The sequence below is a fragment of the Actinoplanes flavus genome (genome assembly GCF_017592555.1).
Lineage (GTDB): Bacteria > Actinomycetota > Actinomycetes > Mycobacteriales > Micromonosporaceae > Actinoplanes > Actinoplanes flavus.
The window spans coordinates 41022-59842 of record NZ_JAGFNS010000013.1 but is presented as its reverse complement, the minus strand read 5'-3'; the positions used below and the strand labels follow the sequence as shown (position 1 = coordinate 59842).

The window sequence follows — 18821 nt, the reverse complement described above, 5'->3', positions numbered from 1 at the left end:
CTCCCCAACTAGCCGTTCCGGTACTCCTGGCCAGCCGATCGCTGATGCAGGCTTGAGGCCACATTTACCGGCGAAAGGAAGCCGCCATGGGGCGACTCTTCGGCACCGACGGCGTTCGCGGTCTCGCGAACGGCGATCTGCTCACCCCCGAACTGGCCCTCTCGGTCGCGGTCGCGGCCGCCCGGGTGCTGGTCGAGACGGACAGCAGCCACCAGCCGCTCGCCATCGTGGGCCGTGACCCCCGGGCCAGCGGCGAGATGCTGGAAGCCGCTGTCGTCGCGGGGCTGACGAGTGCCGGGGCCAACGTGGTGCGGGTCGGTGTGCTGCCCACCCCGGCGGTCGCGTACCTCGTCGGGCAGACCAACGCCGACCTCGGTGTGATGCTGTCGGCGTCGCACAACCCCATGCCGGACAACGGCATCAAGCTGTTCGCGGCCGGTGGCACCAAGCTCCCCGACGAGCTCGAAGAGGCCATCGAGAAGGCGATCGAGGACGGGCACGGGCTGATCGGCCGCCCCACCGGCGCCGGTATCGGCCGGGTCCACGACCTGCTGGACGGGGCCGAGCACTACATCAAGCACCTGGTCGAGTCGATCCCGCACCGGCTCGACGGCATCAAGGTCGTCGTCGACTGCGCGAACGGGGCGGCCAGTGAGGTCGGGCCGGTGGCGTACCGGGAGGCGGGGGCCGAGGTCATCGCCATCCACGGCGAGCCGGACGGGCTCAACATCAACGAGGAGTGCGGCTCCACCCACCTCGACAAGGTCATCGAGGCGGTGCTGCGGGAGGGCGCGGACCTCGGCCTGGCGCACGACGGCGACGCCGACCGGTGCCTGGCCGTCACCGCCACCGGTGAGGTCGTCGACGGGGACCAGATCATGGCCATCCTGGCGCTGGCCATGCGCGACAACGGCACCCTCACCGACGACACCCTGGTCGCCACCGTGATGAGCAACCTGGGTCTGCGGATCGCCATGAAGCAGGCCGGGATCACCCTGCTGGAGACCAAGGTCGGCGACCGGTACGTGCTGGAGGAGCTGCAGAACGGCGACCTGGCCCTCGGCGGCGAGCAGTCCGGCCACATCGTGATGCCGGCCTTCGCCACCACCGGCGACGGCGTGCTCACCGGCCTGCACCTGATGGCGCAGATCGCGGGCTCGGGCAAGTCGCTGGCCGACCTGGCGGCGGTCGTGCACAAGCTGCCCCAGGTGCTGATCAACGTGCGCGTCGGCGACCGGGACGCGGGCGCCTCCGCGCCGACCGTGCAGGCGGCGGTGGCCCTCGCCGAGAACGAGCTGGGCGAGACCGGCCGGGTGCTGCTGCGCCCGTCCGGCACCGAACCGCTGGTCCGGGTCATGGTGGAGGCCGCCACCGAGGAGACCGCCCGGACCGTCGCCGAGCGGATCGCCGACGAGGTGCGGGCGGCCAGCCCTAGCTCTTGAGCCTGCGGACCGCCTCGTCGATCACCTCGGGGCGTTTGCAGAAGGCGAAACGGATGAGGTGCCGGCCCGCTTCCTGATGGTCGTAGAAGACCTGGGTCGGCACCGCCACCACCCCGCTGCGGCCGGGCAGGGCACGGCAGAACTCGATGCCGTCCGTCCCGCCCAGCGGCCGGATGTCGGCGGTCACGAAATAGGTGCCCTCGGACGGCAGCACGGCCAGGCCCGCGTCGGCCAACCCGGCGACCAGACGGTCCCGCCGGTCCCGCAGGCCTGCCGTGAAGCCGGTGAAGTAGGAGTCCGGCAGGCTCAGCGCCACGGCCACCGCGGGTTGCAGCGGCGCCCCGTTCACGAACGTCAGGAACTGCTTGACCCGCAGCATCGCGGAGACCAGGCGAGCCGGGCCGGTGGCCCAGCCGACCTTCCACCCGGTGCAGGAGAAGGTCTTGCCGGCCGAGGAGATCCGCAGGGTGCGCTCGAGCATGCCGGGCAGCGTGGCGAGCGGAACGTGCGGCGACGCGGCGTCCGGGAAGACGAGATGCTCGTAGACCTCGTCGGTGACCGCGAACACGTCGTGCTCCCGGCACAGGCCGGCGATCAGCTCCAGCTCGGCCGGGGTGAACACCTTGCCGGTCGGGTTGTGCGGCGAGTTGAGCAGCACCAGGCGGGTCCGGGGACCGAACGCCTCACGCAGCTCGTCGGGGTCGAACTCGAACCGCCCGGCCGGGCCGGGGCGCAGCGTGACCGGGCGGCGGACGGCGCCGGCCAGGGTGATCGAGGCGGCGTACGAGTCGTAGTACGGCTCGAAGCACACCACCTCGTCGCCCGGCTCGCAGAGCGCCAGGATCGCCGCCGCGATCGCCTCGGTGGCGCCCGCCGTGACGGCGACCTCGCCGTCCGGATCCCGGGTCAGGCCCCAGAACCGCTGCTCGTGGGCGGCGATGGCGGACCGCAGGCCCGGGATGCCGGCGAGCGGAGGGTACTGATTGGCGCCGCCGGCCAGGGCCTCGGCGGCCGCGGCCAGCATCTCCCCGGGGCCGTCGGTGTCCGGGAAGCCCTGGCCCAGGTTGACCGCGCCGGTGCGGGCGGCCAGCGCCGACATCTCGGTGAAGATCGTCGTGCCGAACGGGCGCATCCGTTCGACCAGCGGGTCGGACGTCAATTGATCACCAGTTTGTAGCAGCTCGCGGTGGCCAGGCCGCCCTGCGCGCTCTGCTTCACGATCTCCTCGCCGTCCACCGTGGCCCGGCAGCCGATGTCCCCGGCGTCGGTGCCGGTGCGCACGGCGACCACGGAGACCAGCGAGGTGCCCTTCATGGTGGTGGAGATCTTCCACGGCAGCTTGGCGTTGGCCACCCGTTTCGGCGCCGCGCCGAGCTGGTCGACGTAGAGGATCTCGGCCGGGCCGTCGCCGGTCACCTCGTAGGTGACCTTGATCTCCCGGCCCTCCCCGATGCCCGGCAGTTCGGTCGGGAGATCGGTGGGCAGGCCGGGCAGCTCCGGGAAGTCGGTCGGCAGACCGGGGAAGTCCGGCGCGTCCTCGGGCAGGGTGGGCAGCGTCGGGTCGACGATCGGCGCGGCCAGTTCCTCGGCCTTGTCGGCGGCCCGCTGCACCAGGATCACCGCGGTGGTCACCACGCCGCCGCAGAGCAGGAGGGCGACGGCCAGGATGAGAGCGATCAGCGGGGCGTTGCTGCGCCGCGGCCCGGACGGGCCCGGCATCGGATAGCCGGCCGGTGGGTAGCCACCCGGCGGATAGCCGCCGGCCGGGGGGTAGCCGCCGCTCGTCGGCGCCTGCGGTGGGTAGCCGCTGGCCGGGGGGTAGCCGCCGCTCGTCGGCGCCTGCGGTGGGTAGGCGCCGGTCGGGTCCGGGTAGGGGCTCGCCGGGTCCGGGTAGGCGCCGTAGTCCGGTGGCCGGCCGGGTGGGGCGTAGTTGACCGGCGGGAACTCCGACGTGGGCGGATAGTCCTCCGGCTGGGGCGGCGGGGCGTGCCCGGGCGTGAACTGAGGCGGCCGTGGCGGTTGGCGGGGCTCGCTCGGATCGCTCATCTTTCCTCCCGGTGAGGGCACCGCTCCAGACGGTACGCCAGGACCGCACGTCCAGATCACTCACCCGTACGGGCACCGATTCCCGCCCTAGAGTTCCGATCAAGTGCCATGCTCATAACTGCGGGTACCGAGCATGACGTTTGAGCGAAAGTCGGCTAGGCTGCCTCCCCATGTGTGGGATCGTGGGTTACGTAGGCAATCGACCGGCGCTGAGCATCGTCATCGACGGGCTCCGGCGCCTTGAATACCGCGGGTACGACTCGGCCGGCGTCGCCATCATCGACAGCGAACTGGTCAAGACCGAGAAGAAGGCGGGCAAGCTCGCCAACCTGGAGAAGGCGCTCGCCGAACGGTCCGGCGACGGCATCGAGGCCGGAACCACCGGTATCGGCCACACCCGCTGGGCCACCCACGGCGGCCCGACCGACCGCAACGCCCACCCCCACCTGTCCGCCGACGGCCGGGTCGCCGTCATCCACAACGGCATCATCGAGAACTTCGCCCGTCTGCGCGCCGAGCTCGAGGCGACCGGTGTGGAGTTCCGCAGCGACACCGACACCGAGTGCGCGGCCCACCTGCTCGCCGCCGAGATGCGCGCGCTGCGCGAGGCCGGTGGCGAGGACGGGCCGGCCCTGCTCGCCGAGGGCATGCGCCGCGTCGTCCGCCGCCTGGAGGGCGCCTTCACGCTGCTCGCCGTCGACGTCGACGTGCCGGACGCGGTGGTCGCCGCCCGGCGTAACTCGCCGCTCGTGGTCGGCCGCGGCAACGGGGAGAACTTCCTGGCCAGCGACGTGTCGGCCTTCATCGAGCACACCCGTGAGGCGATCGAGCTGGGTCAGGACCAGGTCGTCCTGATCACCCCGGCGGGCATCGAGATCACCGACTTCGCCGGGGCGCCGGCGACCGGCAAGGAGTTCCACATCGACTGGGACGCCTCCGCCGCCGAGAAGGGCGGTTACGACTACTTCATGCTCAAGGAGATCGCCGAGCAGCCGCAGGCGATCGCCGACACCCTGCTCGGCCGGCTCTCCGAGCGTGGCGAGATCCTCCTGGACGAGGTGCGCCTCACCGACCAGGACCTGCGTGACGTGGACAAGGTCTTCATCGTGGCCTGCGGCACCTCCTTTCACGCCGGCATGATCGCCAAGTACGCCATCGAGCACTGGGTCCGCATCCCCTGTGAGGTGGAGCTGGCCAGCGAGTTCCGTTACCGGGACCCGATCCTGGACCGGTCCACCCTGGTGATCGTGATCAGCCAGTCCGGCGAGACCATGGACACCCTCATGGCGCTGCGGCACGCCAAGGAGCAGAAGGCCCGCGTCCTGGCGATCTGCAACACCAACGGATCGACCATCCCGCGGGAGTCGGACGCCGTCCTCTACACCCACGGCGGCCCGGAGATCGCGGTCGCCTCCACCAAGGCCTTCCTCACCCAGCTCGCCGCCTGTTACCTGATCGGGTTGCACCTGGCCCAGATCCGCGGAGTCATGTACGCCGACGAGGTCGCCGCGGTCGTCGAGAAGCTCCGCCAGACGCCGGACGGCATGCGCACGCTGCTCGACCGGATGGAGGAGGTCCGGGAACTGGCCCGTGACCTGCGGACCGCCCCCGCGATCCTGTTCATCGGCCGGCACGTCGGCTTCCCGGTGGCGCTGGAGGGCGCGCTCAAGCTCAAGGAGCTCGCCTACATGCACGCCGAGGGCTTCGCCGCCGGTGAGCTCAAGCACGGCCCGATCGCGCTGATCGACGAGGGCACCCCGGTGGTCTGCGTGGTCCCGTCGCCGGCCGGGCGCGGGGTGATCCGCGACAAGGTGGTCTCGAACATCCAGGAGGTGCGGGCCCGTGGCGCCCGGACCATCGTGATCGCCGAGGAGGGTGACGAGGACGTCCGCGCCTTCGCCGACCACCTCATCCCGGTCCCGCACACGCCGACGCTGCTCGCCCCGCTGATGACCACGATCCCGTTGCAGATCCTCGCGTGCGAGATCGCGACGGCCCGGGGTCACGACGTGGACCAGCCGCGCAACCTGGCCAAGTCGGTCACCGTCGAGTAGTCCGCCGTTCACGGTCCTCTCCGAGAGCTCACGGTTTCTTCCCGAGAGCCCACGGTTCGTCCCCGAGGGCTCACGGCTTTTCGCCCAGGGTGAGCCGGGCCAGCGCGTCCAGCGCGGGCCGGCCCGGCTCCCAGTAACCGAGGTGGCCGGCGTCGGCCTGGCTGGTGAAGACCCGGCCACCGAAACCGGCGTCGGACGGGCTCCGGCCGAACCACAGATCGTGCGACCGGTCCGGCAGGCCGAGATCCGGGACGAGCAGCTCGCGCGGGGAGACCGCGGCGTACTGGATCACGTCGGTGCGCGACGTCGTGGACCAGATCTGATCGGCGGCCACCTTCAGCCCGGCGGCCGAGTCGACGCCGACGCCCGGCGAGCCGACGAAGACCAGCCGGTCGGCGGCCAGCCCCTCGCCGGCCGCCGCGGTGCCCACCACCAGTGAGCCGTAGCTGTGTCCCAGCAGGGTCTGATGCGCGGGCGGCCCGTCGTGGGTGACCCGCAGGCTCTCCTGGAACCGCCGCAGGCCCGCCGAGCCGTCCACGGCCTGCTTCGCCGACCAGGCCTCGTGCAGGAAGTCCGGAGCGTCGTAGCCCAGCCACAGCACGGCGCTCGTGGTCCGGGCCGGATCCAGTTCACCGGCGCGCGCCGAGACCCGCTCGGCCCGGGTCAGCTCGCCGCCGAGCGATCCCAGGTCCGACGTCATGCCGGGCACGTGGGTGAGGATGTGCGAGGCCCGGTCCGGGTCGCCGAGCGCCACCACCGCCCGGCCGTCGCCGTCCAGGCCGAGCGACACCAGGTAGGCGCGCGGACCGGAGTCGTCCGCCAACCGGGCCCGCAGCCGGTCCAGAGCCGCCTCGTGACGGTCGCTCCCGCTGTGCCGGTCCCGTTCGTCGAGGAGCAGCCGGTTGGCGATGTCCCGGTCGGCGACCGGGATCCCGTCGGCGCCGGCGAACGCGGCCGGGTCGGTGACCAGCAACCAGTTCCGCTGGGCGGGGGTCCAGGCGTCCCACCACCGCCGCACCTCGGCCGGGGTGGCGGTGCAGGCCGGGAACGACGTGACCACCGGGGTGGGCGGAACGTCGGCGAACCCGGCCAGCCGGGCCGCGGCGGACGCGTCCGCCTCCGCCGCCACCGCCAGCGCGGTCGCCAGGTCGGCGGCCACCGACCGGACGGCCGCCTGTTCGGTGGGGCGGCCCCGGACCGTACCGGAATCGTCGATCGACAGGCCGGACCGCCGCGCACCGGCCCGCGCCCGGTCGAGCAGCGCGCGGGCCCGGCCGAGGGCCGCCGCGAACTCGCTCAGCGCCTGATCGGCCCGCCAGCAGAACACCCGGAACAGCGCCAGCCGGCGGCGCAGGCCGTCGAGCCGGGTGACGGCGGCGTCGGCGGCCGTGCCGGACCAGGCGGCCCGCAGTCTCGCCGGGAGCAGGCCCAGCTCGGCGCCGAGCACCCCGGCCAGGGCCGCCCACCGGCGCCAGGCGAGCGCGGTGGCCAGCCAGCGGGACGGGTCGGTGGCGCGCAGCCGGGCATAGGTGATCGCGGCGGTGCTCATCGGGACCGCCGGAAACGGTCGGCCGCGCGGTGGTCGGCGTCCTCGTAGGCCGTGGCGGCCGCCTCGACATGGCCGGCCGCACCGGACACCTCCGCACCGAGCTGCCGGAGCAGGCGCTCGGTGGCGTCGGCCGCCAGCTCCGCGGCGCTGCTGGTGGCCCAGCGCGGGGCCGGAGCCGCGGCGGGAACGGAGCCGGCCGCGCCGGTCACCCGGGCGCCCACCTCCTCCACCGTGGCGGCGGCGCGGCGCAGGCCCCAGGCGTCGACCTCGAAATCGGAATCCATCGGGCAACCTCCAAGCGGGACAGCGGGGGATGCGCCGACGCTAGAGGCCCGCGGAGATCACCGGGGCGGCCTGTGGACAACCTGTCCACAGGGCTTTCCGTCGTGCCCGGGACCTGGTAGAGGCCTGGGAAGTCACCCGTGGCACCGCTAGGGTGACCGTTGTGATCGTGTCTGTCGGCATCGACGTCGTCCTGGTGGACCGCTTCGCCCGCGCGCTGGAACGGACCCCGCTTCTCGGAGACCGGCTCTTCACCGAGCCCGAGCGGCTGACCTCGTCCGGGAACCCGCGGTCCCCCGAGTCCCTGGCCGCCCGGTTCGCGGCCAAGGAGGCCGTCGCCAAGGCGCTCGGGGCGCCGGCCGGCCTGCGGTGGCACGACTGCGAGATCGTCACCGATCCGGACGGGCGGCCGTGGTTGACGGTCTCCGGTACGGTCGCCGCCGCGGCGACCGAGCGGGGCATCGCCCGATGGCACCTGTCGCTGTCGCACGACGGCGGCATCGCGTCCGCGATGGTGGTGGCCGAAGCCGGATCTTGATCAGGAGGACACATGCGGCGGGCATGGCGGGTGACCGATGTGCGGGCGGCTGAGAAGACGCTGATGGCGACGCTTCCCGAGGGCACCCTGATGCAGCGGGCGGCGGCCGGTCTGGCCCGGCGGTGCGCCCTCCTGCTGGAGGAGACCGGCGGGGTCTACGGCGCCCGGGTGCTGCTGCTGGTCGGCAGCGGTGACAACGGCGGCGACACCCTCTACGCCGGCGCCGCCCTGGCCCGGCGCGGCGCCCAGGTCCGGGCGCTGCTGCTCACCCCGGAGCGGGTGCATCTGGCCGGGCTGGCCGCGCTGCGCCAGGCCGGTGGGTTCACCACCGGTGACCTGCCCACCCGTGCCGACCTGATCCTGGACGGCATCGTCGGGATCGGGTCGAGAGGCGGCCTGCGTTCCCAGGCCGCGGCGATCGCGCGCGGGCTCGGGGCGCTTCGCGGGCGTACCGGTGAGCGTGCGCTCGTGGTGGCCGTGGACGTGCCGAGCGGGGTGGCGGTGGACACCGGCGACGTGCCCGGCGAAGCGGTGACGGCCGACGTCACGGTCACCTTCGGGTGTCTCAAACCGGCCCACGTGCTCGGCCCGGCCGCGGTCCGCTGCGGTCACGTGGATCTCGTGGACATCGGTCTCGGCCCGGTCCTGCAGGCCGACCCGGCGGTCCGGGTGCCGGAGGCCGCCGACATCGCCGCCTGGTGGCCCCGCCCCGGCGCCACCTCGGACAAGTACACCCGCGGCGTGGTCGGCCTGGCGACCGGCTCGGTCAAGTACCCGGGCGCGGCCCTGCTCTCCGCGGCGGGCGCCCTGGCCGGCCCGACCGGGATGGTGCGGTACGCCGGCTCCGCCCACTACGACGTGGTCCGCGCCCACCCGACGGTGGTCGCCTCCCGCAAGGTGGCCGACGCGGGCCGGGTGCAGGCGTGGGTCTGCGGCTCGGGGCTGGGCACCGGCGACGAGGCGCGTACCGAACTGCGCAGTGTGCTGGCCACCTCGCTGCCGGTGCTGCTCGACGCGGACGCGATCACCCTGCTGGTCGGCGGCGAGCACGCCGAGGACCTGCGCCGGGACGCCCCGCTGGTGATCACCCCGCACGACGGCGAGTTCAAGCGGCTGGCCGGGGAGGCGCCCGGTGCGGACCGGGCCGGGGCGGCCGCCCGGCTGGCCGCGTGGACCAACGCCGTGGTGCTGCTCAAGGGTGACCGGACGATCGTCGCCACCCCGGCGGGGGAGATCTGGGCGAATCCCACCGGCAGTCCGGAGCTGGCCACCGCGGGCACCGGGGACGTGCTGGCCGGGCTGCTCGGTTCGCTGCTCGCGGCCGGTCTGCCGGCGGTCCGGGCCGCGGTCATGGCGGCCTACGTGCACGGCCTCGCCGGGCGCCGGGCCGCCGTGGACGGACCCGTCACGGGCTCGGACGTGGCGTCCGCCCTGCGACCGGTCCTCGTCGATCTCCTGGGCTGACCGCAGGAAACTGTCATACGCCTCAGTAGGGTGGATGACATGTGGCAGGCCGAAGTCCGCGTCGATCTGGACGCGATCCGGGACAATGTCGCTTCGCTGTGCGCCCGCACCTCCGCCGAGGTGCTGGTGGCGGTCAAGGCGGACGGCTACGGGCACGGCATGGTGCCGGCCGCCCGGGCCGCGCTCGCCGGCGGCGCCACCTGGCTCGGTGTCGCCACCCTCGACGAGGCGCTGACGCTGCGCCGGGCGGGCGTCGAGGCGCCCGTCCTGGCATGGCTGCTCACTCCCGGGCTCGATCTGCACGAGGGGATCGAGGCCGGGGTCGACCTGAGCGCCGCGACCACGGCCATGCTCGGCGAGCTGGCCGCCGCCGCCCGCCGGGCCGGCCGCCCGGCCCGGGTGCACCTCAAACTCGACACCGGCCTGGCCCGGGGCGGCGCGGTCGCCGCCGAGTGGCCCGCGCTGTTCGAGGCGGCGGCCAAGGCCCAGGCCGGTGGCGACATCGAGGCGGTCGGCGTGTGGAGTCACCTCGCCTGCGCCGACGAGCCCGGTCACGAGTCGGTCGACCGGCAGCTCGCCGCCTTCCGCGAGGGCCTGGCCCTGGCCGAGACGTTCGGGATCAGCCCCCGTTACCGGCACATCGCCAACTCGGCCGGCACGCTGACCCGGCCGGACGCGCACTTCGACCTGGTCCGGGTCGGGATCGCGGCGTACGGTCTGTCGCCCGTCGCCGGGAAGACGTACGGTCTGCGTCCCGCCATGACGGCCCGTGCCCGGGTGATGCTGACCAAACGGGTGCCGGCCGGTCAGGGCGTGTCGTACGGGCTGACCTACACGACGTCCCGGGAGACCACCCTGGCCGTGGTCCCGCTGGGCTACGGCGACGGGGTGCCCCGCCACGCGTCCAGCTCCGGCCCGGTCCGGGTGGGTGGCGTCACGGCGCGGATCGCGGGGCGGGTCTGCATGGATCAGGTGGTGGTGGACGTGGGCGACGAGCCGGTGGCCGCCGGTGACGTGGCGGTCCTGTTCGGGCCGGGCGACGACGGCGAGCCGACGGCCGACGACTGGGCCGCCGCGACCGGCACGATCAACTACGAGATCGTCACCCGGTTCGGCAGCAGCCGGATCCCACGGCACTACGACGGGGAGGTCGCTCCGTGAAGCGGTCGAAGGCCGCCAAGCGGGCGGGCATATTCGGGGCCGCGGTGGGTGTGGCCGCGGCCGGTCTGGCCACGGCCTTCGCGGTGGAGCGGGCGCTGGTGCGGCGGTCGGTCAACGCGCCCGGCGACCCCTACGTCGAGGAGCCGTTCGGCGACCAGCCGCACGACCGGTCACTGACGGTCACCGCGGCCGACGGAACCGATCTGCACGTGGAGATCATCGAGCCGGCCGGCGCGAGCACCGAGCCGACGATCGTCTTCGTCCACGGGTTCGCGCTGGACATGGGCACCTTCTACTTCCAGCGCAAGGAGCTGGCCGCGCGCGGCACGCACCGGCTGGTCTTCTACGACCAGCCCGGCCACGGCCGGTCCAGCAAGCTCAAATCGGGGACGTACGATCTGGCCGCCCTGGGCCGCTCGCTGGCCGCGGTGCTGGAGGAGACCGTGCCCGAGGGCCGGATCATCCTGGTCGGCCACTCGATGGGCGGGATGACCATCATGGCGTTCGCCGAGCAGTTCCCGGCCTGGTTCGGCAACCGGGTCACCGGCGTGGTGCTGATCTCCACCTCGGCCGGGCTGTTCGACAAGGCCAAGCTGGGCATCACCAACGTGGTGGCCCGGGTCAGCGCCCCGTTCTTCCCGCTGTGGGACAGGGCGGCGCAGCTCGGCGGCGGCACCATCGACCGGGCCCGGGTCGCCTCCTCCGACCTGGCCTGGCTGCTCACCCGGCGGTACGGGTTCGGTGAGTCCCGGCCCAGCCCGTCGCTGGTGACCTTCGTCGAGAGCATGAATTCGAAGACGTCGGTGGAGACGCTCACCAAGTACCTGCAAACCCTCTACACGCACAACCGGATCCCGGCGCTGTCCGCGCTGCGCGGCGTCCCAGTGCTGGTCGTGGTGGGGGACCGGGACTATCTGACCCCGGTCACCCACTCCAAGGAGATCATCGAGAACCTGCCCGAGGCCGAGCTGCTCACCATCGAGAACAGCGGCCATGTGGTGATGCTGGAGAAGGCCGACCAGGTCAACGCCGCGCTGATCCCGTTCCTGGAGAAACTCACGTGAAGCTGAAGACGGTCGACGACACCCGTGCGTTCGGGCGGCGGCTGGCCGGCCTGCTGCGCCCCGGTGACCTGGTGCTGCTCACCGGCCCGCTGGGCGCCGGCAAGACGGCCCTGGCCCAGGGGATCGGCGCCGGCCTGGGCGTGGAGGGCCCGATCACCTCGCCGACGTTCGTGATCGCGCGGGTGCATCGCGGGCCGGTGCCGCTGGTGCACGCCGACGCGTACCGGCTGGGCGACCGGCCGGACCCGCGCGCCGAGATCGACGACCTCGACCTGGACGCCTCGGCCGACGACGCGGTGACCGTCGTCGAGTGGGGTGTCGGCCTGGTGGAGCAGCTCAACGACGAATACCTGCAGGTCCGTCTGGACCGGCTGGACGACGACACCCGCATCGTGGAGTTGTCGCCGCACGGCGGCGACTGGGCACACCGACTGGAGAGCATGTGAACCTGACCGAGCTGCTGCCCGCCGAGTGGCGTGCCGAGCTGACCCCCCACCTCGACGACGCCGCGACCACCGCCCTGGGCGCCTGGGTGGCCGAGGAGTACGCGACGCAGACCATCTACCCGCCGGTGGAGGACCTGTTCGCGGCGTACCGGCTGTGTTCCCCGGAGCAGACCCGCGTGCTGATCCTGGGCCAGGACCCCTATCACGGGCCCGGGCAGGCGCACGGTCTCAGCTTCAGCGTGCGCGACGGGGTCCGCCGGCCACCGTCGCTGAGCAACATCTTCAAGGAGCTCAACGAGGACCTGAACGTGCCCAAGCCGGCCGGCGGCGACCTGACCGGGTGGGCCCGGCAGGGTGTGCTGCTGCTCAACGCGGTTCTGACGGTCCGGGCCGGCAAGGCCGGATCGCACGGCAACAAGGGCTGGGAGGCGTTCACCGACGCCACCATCAAGGCCCTCAACGAGCGTGACGAGCGGATCGTCTTCATGCTCTGGGGCAGCTATGCGAAGAAGAAGGCGGCGCTGGTCACCAACCCGGCGCACGCGATCCTGGAGGCCGGCCACCCGAGCCCGCTGAACCGGGTCGGGTTCCTCGGCAGCCGTCCGTTCAGCGCGGCCAACAAGGCGCTGGCCGACGGCGGACGGCCGGTCATCGACTGGGACCCGCGGGCCACCGTCTAGGGTCACCCTGTGCTGGTACTGGCTCTGGACACCGCAACCCCCGCCTCGACGGCCGCCCTCGTCGAGGTGACCGTGGACGGTCTGGCCGGGGTGGCGGAGCGGCGCACCGTCGATCCGCGCGCCCACGGGGAGAAGCTCGCCCCGGAGATCGCCGCCGTGCTCGCCGACGCCGGGCTCCGGCCCCGCGACGTCACCGCGATCGTGGCCGGGGTCGGGCCGGGGCCGTTCACCGGGCTGCGGGTCGGGCTGGCCACGGCGGCGAGCATGGGGCAGGCGCTGGGCATCCCGACGTACGGGGTGTGCTCGCTGGACGCCCTCGGGCGCGCGGCGGGGCCCGGCCGGGTGCTGATCGCCACCGACGCCCGGCGCCGCGAGGTGTATTTCGGGACGTACGCGGACGGCGAGCGGGTGACTGGGCCGGAGGTGGCCAAGCCGGCCGACGTGGCCGCCCTGGTGCGCGGCGCCACCGGTGGCTCGCTGCCGGCCGGGGTGCTGGTCGGCGCCGAGGAGGCGGGCGGCGGCACGTCGATGGCCGGGCTGGTGGAGCGGGCGGCCGGTGAGGGCGCCCTGAAGTACGGGGACGTGTTCGGCGTGCCGGTCGAGGAGCATCTGCTCTACCCGCCGGGGGCGGCGCTGGTCGCGCTCGCGGCCGAGCGGATCCGGGCGGGCGCGCCGAGCGAGGCGCTGACGCCGCTCTACCTGCGCCGCCCCGACGCGGTCGAGCCGTCCGCCCGCAAGGCGGTGCTCACCTGATGGGCGCCGACCATCCGGCGACCGCGACCGCAAAAGAAGCGGACGCGGCGACCGCGGGCGTAGAAGAAGCGGACGCGGCGACCGCGACCGCGAGCGCAAAAGAGGCGGGCGCGTACGTCATCGAGCGTTTTCGCTGGTGGCACATCGACGAGGTGATGCCGATAGAGGAGGACCTCTTCGGCCCGGAGAAGTGGTCCGCCGCCATGTTCTGGAACGAGCTGGCCACCCGCCAGTTCTACCTGGTCGCCACGGAGGCGGACGGCGCGGTGGCCGGTTACGCCGGACTGTCCGTCGTGGACGAGCACGAGTCCTGGGTGCAGAACATCGCGGTCCGCCGGGACGCGCAACGGCGGGGGATCGGCCGTGTCCTGCTGGAGGCGCTGCTCGCCGAGGCGGCCCGGCGCGGGGCCCGCAAGACGCTGCTGGAGGTGGCGGTGGACAACGCGGCCGCGCAACGCCTCTACGCCGAGTACGACTTCGAGCCGGTCGGTATCCGGCGCGGCTACTACCAACCCAGCAACACGGACGCCCTGGTGATGATGCGCGATGCGTGACGAACCCCTGGTCCTCGGGATCGAGACCTCCTGCGACGAGACCGGTGTCGGCATCGTGCGCGGGCACACCCTGCTCGCCGACGCGCTGGCCTCCAGCGTGGACCAGCACGCCCGCTTCGGTGGGGTGGTGCCGGAGGTGGCCAGCCGGGCGCACCTGGAGGCGCTGGTCCCGACCATGCAGCGGGCCCTCGACGAGGCCGGGGTGACCCTCGCCGACGTCGACGCGATCGCCGTCACCAGCGGGCCCGGCCTGGCCGGCGCGCTGCTGGTCGGGGTGGCCGCGGCGAAGGGCTACGCTCTCGCCGCCGAGAAGCCGATCTACGGCGTGAACCACCTGGCCGCGCACGTGGCGGTGGACACCCTGGAGCACGGTCCGCTGCCCGAGCCGGCGGTGGCGATGCTGGTCTCCGGCGGCCACTCCTCGCTGCTGCTGGTCGACGACCTGACCGCGGGTGTGACGCCGCTCGGGGCGACCATCGACGACGCGGCCGGGGAGGCCTTCGACAAGGTGGCCCGGCTGCTCGGCCTGGGCTTCCCGGGTGGGCCGATCATCGACCGGGCGGCTCGCGAGGGCGATCCGGCGTCGATCGCGTTCCCGCGGGGGCTGACCGCCGCGAAGGACCTGGCGGCGCACCGGTTCGACTTCTCCTTCTCCGGGCTCAAGACGGCGGTGGCCCGCTGGGTGGAGAGCCGGGAGCGGGCCGGCGAGCCGGTGCCGGTGGCGGACGTCTCGGCGAGCTTCCAGGAGGCGGTCTGTGACGTGCTGACCGCCAAGGCGATCGACGCCTGCCGGGCGAACGGGGTGGGCACCCTGGTCATCGGCGGTGGGGTGGCGGCGAACTCGCGACTGCGCGTGCTCGCCGAGGAACGGGCCGCGAAGTACGGGATCGCGGTCCGCGTACCCCGTCCGGGTTTGTGCACCGACAACGGCGCGATGGTCGCGGCACTCGGCTCGCATCTGGTGAAGGCCGGCGTCGCTCCGAGCCGCCTGGACCTGCCCGCGGATTCCGCGATGAGTTTGACCGCGGTGAGCGTGCCGGGGTAGGAAGCGTTCATGATCGCGCGGATGTGGGAGGTGCGGGCCTCGCGCAGTGGCTTCGACGAGCTGCTGGCCTGGGTCTGCGACACGGCGGTGCCGGCTCTGGAGGTACTGCCACAACATGTGTCGAGTGACGTCTATTCGTCCACCGATCATCGCATCGTCGTCATCACCAAATGGCGCAATACCCCCGAGAGCCTGCTGACGCCGCCGGAGAAGCTGGTGGCACGCGCTCCGCACGTCTGGGATTTCACCCCGGTCGATCGCTGACCCTCGCCGTCGGCGCGTCGCGGCCCTTACCGTCGGGGCCTGATGCGAAGACTGCCCGTCACCGATCCCGGCACACCCGACTCCCGGTCCGCCACTCGATATCTGTTCTGGCTGATCCGGCGTTCCCGGCTGACGGTCGCGGCGGCGGCCCTGCTGGCGATCGCCTGGATGGGCTGTCAGGCCCTGGTGCCGGCCCTGGTCGGCCGGGCCGTCGACGCCGCCGTGAACCGCGACGCCGCGGCCCTGCTCGCCGGGGCGCTGCTGCTGTTCGGCGTCGGTGTGGTGCAGGCGCTGACCGGCATCACCCGGCACCGGTTCGCGGTGACCAACTGGCTGGCCGCCGCCTTCCGGACGGTGCAGGTGGTGGTCCGGCAGGCGAACCGGCTCGGCTCCACCCTGCCGCGGCGGCTGGACGCGGGCGAGGTGGTCGCGATCGGCACCTCGGACATCACCCACATCGGCGGCGCCGTGGACATCACCTCGCGCGGCGCCGGCTCGCTGCTGGCCGTGGTCACCATCACCGTGGTGCTGCTGCGCACGTCGGTGCCGTTGGGCCTGATCGTGCTGGTCGGGGTGCCGCTGCTGATGCTCGTGGTGGGTCTGCTGATCCGGCCGCTGCACCGGCGGCAGAAGGCGTACCGGGAGAGCCAGGGCCGTCTGACCGGCCGGGCCGCGGACCTGGTCGGCGGGCTGCGGGTGCTGCGCGGCGTGGGCGGGGAGTCGGCCATGGCGGCGCGCTACCGCGCCGAGTCACAGGCGCTGCGCGCGGCGGGGGTACGCACGGCGCGCGTCGAATCGCTGCTGGAGGCGGCCCAGGTGCTGCTGCCCGGGGCGTTCCTGGTGCTGGTCACCTGGCTGGGCGCCCGGTTCGCGGCGGACGGGCGGATCACCGTGGGGCAGCTGGTGTCGTTCTACGCGTACGCCGCCTTCCTGGTCGCCCCGCTGCGCCAGCTCACCGACGTGCTCGACAAGATGACCCGCGGTCACGTGTCGAGCCGCCGGGTGGTGGCCGTGCTGCGGGTGGTGGGCGACCTGCCGGATCCACCGGCGCCGGTCCCGCTGCCGTCGGGTGAGCTGGCCGATTCCGGGTCGGGGGTGCGGATCCCGCCGGGCCGGCTGACCGCGATCGTGGCGTCCACGCCGGCCGACGCGGCCCGGATCGCCGACCGGCTCGGCCGGTACGCCGAGGGCGCCACGATGGACGGAGTGCCACTGTCGGCGGTGGCCCTGGCCGAGGTGCGGAACCGGATCCTGGTCGTCGACAACGACGCCCGCCTCTTCTCCGGCCGGCTCGGATCCGATCTGGACCCGGACGGCCGTGGTGGCGTCGCCCGGGCGCTCGCGGCCGCCGCCGCCACCGACATCGTCGACGCGCTCCCGAACGCCCTGGACACCGTGACAGCCGACCGCGGCCGCTGCTTCTCCGGTGGCCAGCAGCAGCGGCTGCGCCTGGCCCGCGCGCTGCTCGCCGACCCCGAGGTGCTGATCCTGGTGGAGCCGACGAACGCCGTCGACGCGCACACCGAGGCCCGCATCGCCGAGCGGCTGCGCGCCGCCCGCAGCGGCCGGACCACCGTGGTGTGCACGTCCAGCCCGCTGGTGCTGAGCCGCACCGATCACGTCTGCTACGTCGAGGACGGCCGGCTGGTGGCCGCCGGCCGGCACCGGGACCTGCTCCGCGGTGAACCCGGCTACGCCCGGATGGTGCTGCGCGAGGAGAAGCAGTGACCCGCCTGCTCCCGGTGGCGAGCGCCGCGCAGGCCCGCCGGTACGCCGCCGACCTGATCCGCCGCTACCCGGCCATGTTCCGCGCCACGGTCGGCCTGCACGCGGCCGCCGCCCTGGCCGGGCTGGCCGGCCCGCGACTGCTCGGCGACATGGTGCAGGGCGTCCACGACGGCGTGCCGCTGGACCGGCTGGACCGGCTGGCCCTGATGATCGCCGGATTCGTGCTGGCGCAGGCGGTGCTGATCCGGTTCGCCCATCTGGCGTCGGCCCGGCTGGGGGAGCGGGTGCTGGCCCGGCTGCGGGAGGAGTTCGTGACCCGGGTGCTGGGCCTGCCGCTGTCCACGGTGGAGGCGGCCGGCTCGGGTGACCTGCTGACCCGCACCACCCGGGATGTCGACGCACTGTCCAAATGCGTCCGGTTCGCGGTACCGGAGACCCTGATCGCGCTGATCACCCTGGTTCTTGTGGTGGCGGCGCTGCTGCTGGTCAGCCCGGTGTTCGCGGTGCCGCTGCTGATCGGGGTGCCGATCATGACGGTGGGCACCCGGTGGTACCTGCGGCACGCCCCGCGCGGCTATCTCCGGCAGAACGCCGCCTACTCGGACGTGACCGAGGGGCTCACCGAGACGGTCGAGGGGGCCCGGACGGTCGAGGCCATGCGACGGCAGCGGCAGCGGGCCGGGCGTACCGACGCGGACCTGCGGCGGTCGTGGCGGGCCGAGCGGTACACGCTGCGCCTGCGGACCGTGTGGTGGCCGGTCATCGAGATCAGCTACGTGCTGCCGATGGTGCTGACCCTGCTCGCCGGCGGCCTGCTCTACCTGCACGAAGCGGTGACCCTGGGTGAGCTGACCGCCGCGGTGGTCTACGTGCAGCAGCTGGTCGATCCGCTGGACCGGCTGGTCGGCTGGCTGGACGAGCTGGAGGTGGGCGGCGCGGCCCTGGCCCGGTTGCTGGGCGTGACCGCCGGGCCGCAGCCGCAGCCGGCCGGGACCGCCGCGCCGGACGGGAGCCGGGTCGAGTTGCGCGGCGTCCGGTTCGGCTACGAGCCCGGCCGCGAGGTGCTGCACGGCGTCGACCTGGTCCTGGAACCGGGTGAGCGGCTCGCCGTCGTCGGTGTCTCCGGCGCCGGCAAGTCCACCCTGGGCCGCCTGCTCGCCGGCGTGTACCAGCCCACCTCGGGAACCATCACGGTGGGCGGGACGCCGCTCGCGGCTCTGCCGCCGGAACGGCTGCGCGCCGAGGTCGCGCTGGTCACCCAGGAACACCACGTCTTCGTGGGCACGCTTCGCGACAACGTCGCGATGGTGCGTCCCGGCGTCCAGGAGGGCGAGGTACGGGCAGCGCTCACCGCCGTACAGGCGCTGCACTGGGCGGACGCGCTCCCGGACGGGCTGGACACCGTCGTCGGCGCCGGCGGGCACCCGCTCTCCCCGGCCCAGGCGCAGCAGGTGGCCCTGGCCCGGCTGGTGGTCGCCGACCCGCACACCCTGGTGCTCGACGAGGCCACCGCGATGCTGGATCCGCGGGCCGCCCGGGATCTGGAGCGCTCGCTGGCCGCGGTGGTCAGCGGCCGGACCGTGGTGGCCATCGCGCACCGGCTCTTCTCGGCGCACGACGCGGACCGGGTCGCCGTCGTGGAGGACGGCCGGATCACCGAGCTGGGGCCGCACGACGAGCTGGTGGCCGCGGGCGGGGCCTACGCGGCGCTGTGGCGGTCCTGGCAGGGCGGCACCGAGCCGGCCGAGGTG

17 protein-coding genes and 1 pseudogene are annotated in these 18821 nt (G+C 73.5%); 14 read left to right on the top strand and 4 right to left on the bottom strand.

Annotation, left to right across the window (positions count from 1 at the left end; all coding sequences use genetic code 11):
* Positions 1–86 precede the first annotated feature (86 nt).
* The gene (gene glmM / locus J5X75_RS20665; RefSeq protein ID WP_208469057.1) at positions 87–1442 is read left to right on the top strand and encodes a phosphoglucosamine mutase; all 1356 of its coding nucleotides are present in this window, start codon (positions 87–89) and stop codon (positions 1440–1442) included.
* On the opposite strand, the gene J5X75_RS20660 is transcribed toward glmM, so the two are convergent.
* Both J5X75_RS20660 and J5X75_RS45530 read right to left on the bottom strand, forming a co-directional pair.
* The gene (locus J5X75_RS20660) at positions 1432–2574 is read right to left on the bottom strand and encodes a pyridoxal phosphate-dependent aminotransferase (RefSeq protein WP_372450923.1); all 1143 of its coding nucleotides are present in this window, start codon (positions 2572–2574) and stop codon (positions 1432–1434) included. The two genes, glmM and J5X75_RS20660, sit on opposite strands and share 11 nt — an antisense overlap.
* 23 nt (positions 2575–2597) lie before the next feature.
* Positions 2598–3488 (bottom strand): MmpS family transport accessory protein, encoded by an 891-nt coding sequence (locus J5X75_RS45530; protein ID WP_208469054.1) that lies wholly within the window; start codon positions 3486–3488, stop codon positions 2598–2600.
* Between the two features lie 170 nt (positions 3489–3658).
* Here J5X75_RS45530 and glmS point away from each other — a divergent pair, with 170 nt between their 5' ends.
* On the top strand, positions 3659–5542 hold the full coding sequence (glmS, locus tag J5X75_RS20650; RefSeq protein ID WP_208469053.1) for a glutamine--fructose-6-phosphate transaminase (isomerizing): 1884 nt from the start codon (positions 3659–3661) through the stop codon (positions 5540–5542).
* A gap of 70 nt (positions 5543–5612) precedes the next feature.
* Here glmS and J5X75_RS20645 read toward each other — a convergent pair whose 3' ends face one another.
* Both J5X75_RS20645 and J5X75_RS20640 read right to left on the bottom strand, forming a co-directional pair.
* Positions 5613–7091, bottom strand: coding sequence for an alpha/beta hydrolase (locus tag J5X75_RS20645; protein WP_208469052.1), 1479 nt, complete (start codon positions 7089–7091; stop codon positions 5613–5615).
* Positions 7088–7375: a hypothetical protein gene (locus J5X75_RS20640; RefSeq protein WP_208469051.1), complete on the bottom strand. Its 288-nt coding sequence runs from the start codon at positions 7373–7375 to the stop codon at positions 7088–7090. The genes J5X75_RS20645 and J5X75_RS20640 overlap by 4 nt, the downstream gene beginning before the upstream one ends.
* 161 nt (positions 7376–7536) lie before the next feature.
* On the opposite strand from J5X75_RS20640, the gene J5X75_RS20635 reads away from it, so the two are divergent.
* From J5X75_RS20635 to J5X75_RS20580, 12 genes and pseudogenes are all read left to right on the top strand, one after another.
* Entirely contained in the window at positions 7537–7911 is a 375-nt protein-coding gene (locus tag J5X75_RS20635; protein ID WP_208469050.1) for a holo-ACP synthase, read from the top strand.
* A 12-nt stretch (positions 7912–7923) separates the two neighbouring features.
* Positions 7924–9375 (top strand): NAD(P)H-hydrate dehydratase, encoded by a 1452-nt coding sequence (locus J5X75_RS20630; protein ID WP_208469049.1) that lies wholly within the window; start codon positions 7924–7926, stop codon positions 9373–9375.
* Positions 9376–9414: 39 nt separating this feature from the next.
* On the top strand, positions 9415–10536 hold the full coding sequence (gene alr, locus J5X75_RS20625) for an alanine racemase (RefSeq protein ID WP_208469048.1): 1122 nt from the start codon (positions 9415–9417) through the stop codon (positions 10534–10536).
* Positions 10533–11600, top strand: coding sequence for an alpha/beta fold hydrolase (locus tag J5X75_RS20620; protein ID WP_208469047.1), 1068 nt, complete (start codon positions 10533–10535; stop codon positions 11598–11600). Before alr ends, J5X75_RS20620 begins: the two co-directional genes overlap by 4 nt.
* Positions 11597–12046 carry a tRNA (adenosine(37)-N6)-threonylcarbamoyltransferase complex ATPase subunit type 1 TsaE gene (gene tsaE / locus J5X75_RS20615; protein WP_183222879.1) on the top strand — a complete coding sequence of 150 codons (450 nt, stop codon included), beginning with the start codon at positions 11597–11599 and terminating at the stop codon, positions 12044–12046. The genes J5X75_RS20620 and tsaE overlap by 4 nt, the downstream gene beginning before the upstream one ends.
* Positions 12043–12726 carry a uracil-DNA glycosylase gene (gene ung / locus J5X75_RS20610; RefSeq protein ID WP_208469046.1) on the top strand — a complete coding sequence of 228 codons (684 nt, stop codon included), beginning with the start codon at positions 12043–12045 and terminating at the stop codon, positions 12724–12726. Before tsaE ends, ung begins: the two co-directional genes overlap by 4 nt.
* A gap of 9 nt (positions 12727–12735) precedes the next feature.
* The gene (gene tsaB / locus J5X75_RS20605; RefSeq protein ID WP_208469044.1) at positions 12736–13479 is read left to right on the top strand and encodes a tRNA (adenosine(37)-N6)-threonylcarbamoyltransferase complex dimerization subunit type 1 TsaB; all 744 of its coding nucleotides are present in this window, start codon (positions 12736–12738) and stop codon (positions 13477–13479) included.
* A 155-nt stretch (positions 13480–13634) separates the two neighbouring features.
* Positions 13635–14033: a ribosomal protein S18-alanine N-acetyltransferase gene (rimI, locus tag J5X75_RS20600; RefSeq protein ID WP_238488722.1), complete on the top strand. Its 399-nt coding sequence runs from the start codon at positions 13635–13637 to the stop codon at positions 14031–14033.
* On the top strand, positions 14026–15078 hold the full coding sequence (gene tsaD, locus J5X75_RS20595) for a tRNA (adenosine(37)-N6)-threonylcarbamoyltransferase complex transferase subunit TsaD (protein ID WP_208469040.1): 1053 nt from the start codon (positions 14026–14028) through the stop codon (positions 15076–15078). The genes rimI and tsaD overlap by 8 nt, the downstream gene beginning before the upstream one ends.
* A 9-nt stretch (positions 15079–15087) precedes the next feature.
* On the top strand, positions 15088–15342 hold the full coding sequence (locus tag J5X75_RS20590; protein ID WP_183222884.1) for a hypothetical protein: 255 nt from the start codon (positions 15088–15090) through the stop codon (positions 15340–15342).
* 42 nt (positions 15343–15384) lie between these two features.
* The gene (locus J5X75_RS20585) at positions 15385–17070 is read left to right on the top strand and encodes an ABC transporter transmembrane domain-containing protein (RefSeq protein ID WP_208469039.1); all 1686 of its coding nucleotides are present in this window, start codon (positions 15385–15387) and stop codon (positions 17068–17070) included.
* Positions 17067–18800, top strand: a pseudogene (locus tag J5X75_RS20580) (ABC transporter ATP-binding protein); the annotation flags it as partial. The gene J5X75_RS20585 and the pseudogene J5X75_RS20580, both read left to right, overlap by 4 nt.
* Positions 18801–18821: the final 21 nt, after the last annotated feature.

What these genes read in the sequence shown, in the direction of transcription:
- alr (WP_208469048.1), top strand. Translation starts at nt 9,415, where the DNA reads ATGTGGCAGGCCGAAGTCCGCGTCGATCTGGACGCGATCCGGGACAAT.
- rimI (WP_238488722.1), top strand. Translation starts at nt 13,635, where the DNA reads ATGCCGATAGAGGAGGACCTCTTCGGCCCGGAGAAGTGGTCCGCCGCC.
- J5X75_RS20640 (WP_208469051.1), bottom strand. Translation starts at nt 7,375, where the DNA reads ATGGATTCCGATTTCGAGGTCGACGCCTGGGGCCTGCGCCGCGCCGCC.
- J5X75_RS20645 (WP_208469052.1), bottom strand. Translation starts at nt 7,091, where the DNA reads ATGAGCACCGCCGCGATCACCTATGCCCGGCTGCGCGCCACCGACCCG.
- glmS (WP_208469053.1), top strand. Translation starts at nt 3,659, where the DNA reads ATGTGTGGGATCGTGGGTTACGTAGGCAATCGACCGGCGCTGAGCATC.
- J5X75_RS20590 (WP_183222884.1), top strand. Translation starts at nt 15,088, where the DNA reads ATGATCGCGCGGATGTGGGAGGTGCGGGCCTCGCGCAGTGGCTTCGAC.
- J5X75_RS20585 (WP_208469039.1), top strand. Translation starts at nt 15,385, where the DNA reads ATGCGAAGACTGCCCGTCACCGATCCCGGCACACCCGACTCCCGGTCC.
- J5X75_RS20630 (WP_208469049.1), top strand. Translation starts at nt 7,924, where the DNA reads ATGCGGCGGGCATGGCGGGTGACCGATGTGCGGGCGGCTGAGAAGACG.
- J5X75_RS45530 (WP_208469054.1), bottom strand. Translation starts at nt 3,488, where the DNA reads ATGAGCGATCCGAGCGAGCCCCGCCAACCGCCACGGCCGCCTCAGTTC.
- tsaD (WP_208469040.1), top strand. Translation starts at nt 14,026, where the DNA reads ATGCGTGACGAACCCCTGGTCCTCGGGATCGAGACCTCCTGCGACGAG.
- J5X75_RS20660 (WP_372450923.1), bottom strand. Translation starts at nt 2,574, where the DNA reads ATGCGCCCGTTCGGCACGACGATCTTCACCGAGATGTCGGCGCTGGCC.
- glmM (WP_208469057.1), top strand. Translation starts at nt 87, where the DNA reads ATGGGGCGACTCTTCGGCACCGACGGCGTTCGCGGTCTCGCGAACGGC.